This is a genomic window from Actinomadura sp. KC216, assembly GCF_004348535.1.
GTDB lineage: Bacteria > Actinomycetota > Actinomycetes > Streptosporangiales > Streptosporangiaceae > Spirillospora.
In genome coordinates this window covers 1-2,145 of the sequence record NZ_SMJX01000586.1, presented here as the reverse complement: position 1 = coordinate 2,145, position 2,145 = coordinate 1, and the positions used below count along the sequence as shown (strand labels likewise).

Annotated in this window: 3 protein-coding genes and 1 pseudogene; 1 reads left to right on the top strand and 3 read right to left on the bottom strand. The window is 76.1% G+C overall.

Annotated features, from left to right (window positions below):
• Window positions 1-358: hypothetical protein (locus E1264_RS42220; RefSeq protein WP_207936995.1), on the top strand; the 358-nt coding region annotated here is incomplete at its 5' end.
• Window positions 359-386: 28 nt separating this feature from the next.
• Here E1264_RS42220 and E1264_RS42215 read toward each other — a convergent pair.
• The 3 genes and pseudogenes from E1264_RS42215 to E1264_RS44330 all read right to left on the bottom strand — a co-directional run.
• Window positions 387-1,115, bottom strand: a complete 729-nt coding sequence (locus tag E1264_RS42215; RefSeq protein WP_132183147.1) for an ATP-binding protein — start codon at window positions 1,113-1,115, stop codon at window positions 387-389.
• A gap of 447 nt (window positions 1,116-1,562) precedes the next feature.
• Entirely contained in the window at window positions 1,563-1,811 is a 249-nt protein-coding gene (locus E1264_RS42210; RefSeq protein ID WP_243711516.1) for a DUF3040 domain-containing protein, read from the bottom strand.
• 5 nt (window positions 1,812-1,816) lie between these two features.
• A pseudogene (locus tag E1264_RS44330) lies at window positions 1,817-2,145 on the bottom strand (hypothetical protein); the annotation flags it as partial.

The following is a 2,145-nucleotide window of genomic DNA, read 5'->3' as shown; positions in this document are numbered from 1 at the left end:
GTTTCCGGAGGGGTTCGACCGGGAGATGCCCTTCGACGCGCGCGAGCGGATGATCCAGGACGCGATGGCGCTGCGGTCGCTGGGTGATCTGGCCCGTGACCTGGAGGAGGTCCTGGAGTCGGTGGCGCACTGGGCGGCGGGCTGCGACGACGCGCTGTGGGAGGGCGAGCTGCCCGACCCGCGCCCCTACGGCCCGCCGGGCCCGCCGCGTCCGCTGGCGGACCTGCTGGCGGGCTGGCGGGGGCCGCTGGCGCACATCGAGTGGCATCTGGACCGGCTGACCGGCGAGCCGCCGCCGGCGCCGTCCGGTGACGAGGAGGAGTTCTGGGTCGTGGACCGCTGCCCCCTGCAGGCGTGACCCCGGCCCGGGCGCCCAGCCGCGTGTGTCAGGCGGGCCGGTTTTCGTCGCCCGCCGCGGTGAGGTGGCGGGCGAACCAGACGGTCTTGCCGGGCGGTTCGGGCCGGGCCCCGTACCGGGTGGCGAGGGCGGCGACCAGCAGGAGCCCGCGTCCGGCCTCGGCCCAGTCCAGGACGCGCGGTTCGGCGGGCGCGGCGCCCGTCAGCGGCCCGGGAGTCCCGTGCCGGCCGGGGTGGTCGGTGGGGGCGGCGTCGCGGACTTCGCCGTCGAGGCGGTCGCCGCGCAGGCGCAGGGCGAGGCGGACGGGCCCGGCGCCGTGCACGACGGCGTTGGTGACGAGTTCGTCGACGATGAGGACGATGTCGTCGACGTCGCCGGGGTCGGTGACGTGCCATTCGCGCAGGGCGCGGCGGGTGAGTCCGCGGGCGCGGGAGGCGGCGGCCGGTTCGGCGGCCAGATCCCACGCCGCGAACACGGCACCGCCGGTGCCGTGCCCCCGGGCACCGACCGCGCCGCCGACCGTGCTGTCGTCCGCGCCGCCGGAGTCGTTGTCGGCGGCGCTGCCGGGGTCGTTGTCGGCGGCGCTGCCGGAGTCGTCGTCCGCCGCGGTGTCCTGGGTGTTCATGGGTTCGGTCTCGTCGTCCGGGCGGTCGGTGCCGCCGGTGCGGCGCGGCGCGCCGCTGTCCCCGCCGGCGTCCGTGCCGTGGTCGGCGGCCGTGGTGGCGGGTCGCCTGGTTCCGGTCCCCGTGGTGGTCACTGTCGCTTCTCCCCTCTGTGCCGGTGCGGCCGTCCCCCTGGCCGCCGATCCCCGGCGCCGCGAGCGCGCGGTCATAGTCGGGGACGCCTCCGGAGCGGGCGGGGTGCACGGTCGCAGGCAAGCCTCACCCGGGGGTGAGGTGATCGGGACATCGGGGGCGCGGTGGAGGAGCACCCGCGGGAAGCCGTTACAGTGGACGGGTCGGTGTGGCATGTGTCCCCCGGGCTCTACCTGACGCCTTCGGGGAATACCGCCGGTCCCATGCGGTCCGGGCTGGAGCTTCGTTGTGCCTTTCGCCGTGAGGCGACCACCACACCGGCTTGAACGCCGATGCCCCGGCGAGGAGGTCCTCGCCGGGGCATCGGCGTTCGCGCGTCAGCGGGCGGGCCCGGCCCGGCGCGGCGCGGCGTGTGTGGCCGGCGCCGGGGCCGGTTCAGGGCGGTGGTGTCACAGGACGGCCGCGGCGATCGCGGCGCCGGCCGCGGCGAGGACGATGATGATGACGGCGGCCGCGGCGAGGATGACGGTGCGGGCGCGGCGGCGGGGCTCGCCGAGACAGGCGAGTCGATGGGCCAACCGCGGTTCGTCCTCGCTCAGGCGGACCTCGATCTGCGTGAGGATCCGCTGCTCCTCCATCGACAGCGCCATGCTCTTACCTCCGGGGGTCAGGTGTCTGAATTCCTCCCCGCGGAGCATGATCATTATCCCTGGGGCGGGCTGACGCTTGCGCCGCGTCCGGGGGCGCTCTGGTGGTGGAGGCGGTCCAGGGCGGTGACGTAGTAGGTGTAGGTGCGGCCGGGCTTGGCGGCGGGGTCGACGATGCCGCCGCCGCGGACGTTGGCGATGAGGCGCCTGGGGTCGACGGGGGCGCAGCCGGGGCCTTCGCCGTCCACCCGGTAGACGGCGTAGGAGGTGGCGCCCTCGGACGGCCGCCAGGTGACCTTCACGCCCTTCTCGCCGTTCCCGGAGGCGGGGACGGCGGTGGTGTCCTGGACGGGCGGCGGTGCCTTCCCGCCGCGCCCGGCGGGGA

Bases quoted from the DNA above. Each gene is read 5' to 3' on its own strand.
- E1264_RS42210 (WP_243711516.1), bottom strand. From the start codon at position 1,811: ATGCTCCGCGGGGAGGAATTCAGACACCTGACCCCCGGAGGTAAGAGC.